Annotated in this window: 1 protein-coding gene; it reads left to right on the forward strand. The window is 29.0% G+C overall.

Features of this window, described 5'->3' with window-relative positions:
* Nucleotides 1–87: 87 nt before the first annotated feature.
* On the forward strand, nt 88–1,118 hold a 1,031-nt coding region (locus tag K354_RS0113650; RefSeq protein WP_024956024.1), incomplete at its 3' end, for a PDC sensor domain-containing protein.

Raw genomic sequence — 1,118 nt, forward strand, 5'->3', positions numbered from 1 at the left:
TGGCATTAAAATGGGTAAGAAGAACCATATTGAATTAGTACGTATATAGTGATATAATTTAAATAAATTATTAAAAAAGGACGTTTAATGAATTTACAAAAGAAGATCACCTTTTCTATATTAGCAGGTACAATATTAGGATTTGGTATTTTTTTAGGTATTAATCATGGAATGATGAAACAAACAGCACAAAATGAAGTATATGAAAAACTCAATGGTAAAGCTCATTCCCTCTCAACAGAGATTAATGACTGGATACAAGAAAAACAAAATGTTTTAAAAGGCTTGTCTGAAGAGATAAAAAAATTAGATGATACATCACCACAAAATGTTAGAAAATATGCTCAATTAATGGCTAAAATGGCTAAAGTAAGAAGTGCTTTAATCTATTTTAAAAATGAAACTGTGATACATCCTAATCCTAAAGTTAATATTCCAGCTAAAACTTTTGAGAGTAGAATAGTTTATAAAACTGCAAAAGCAAATAATTTTAAACCAAGTATTAGTAAGGTATTCCCAAATCCACTTGATAAAAAATCAAAAGTTGTAGCTCTTACTTTTCCAATAGAAGGAGAAAGTGTTTCTGCCCTTGTACTTGATTTAACAAGTATTGGTAAAAAAGTACTAGAAACTAAGATAAAAGGAGGATATGCTGCTCTTCTTACTCAAGATAGGCAAGTTGTTTTTCATCCAAATCCAAAGTTTATTAATAGCTCTTTAGGTAAAATAAGTCCTAAGCTAAAATGGGTAGAGGATAAGATATTTTCACAAGAATCTGGATTGATAGAATTTAGTATTGGTGGCGTAGATAAACTTATGCTATTTGATACAATTGAGAGTACTGGTTGGAAAGTTGTAATGTTATTAGAAAAAGATGTAGCATTTGCAACTCTTAACAGTCAAACAAAAAAACTTTTACTTATTAGTTTAGGGTTTGTACTAATAACATCTATTGGAGTATACTTTTTACTTAATTTTCTTTTTAAACCACTCCAAGCTTTACGAGGTGTAGTTACTGATTTAGGTACAGGAGATGGTGATTTAACACAACGTTTAGCAGTAAAAGGTAAAGATGAATTAGCAGATATTGCAACAAGTGTAAATCTTTTTATCAAAAA

The organism is Sulfurospirillum arcachonense DSM 9755 (assembly GCF_000597725.1).
Taxonomy (GTDB): Bacteria; Campylobacterota; Campylobacteria; order Campylobacterales; family Sulfurospirillaceae; genus Sulfurospirillum_A; species Sulfurospirillum_A arcachonense.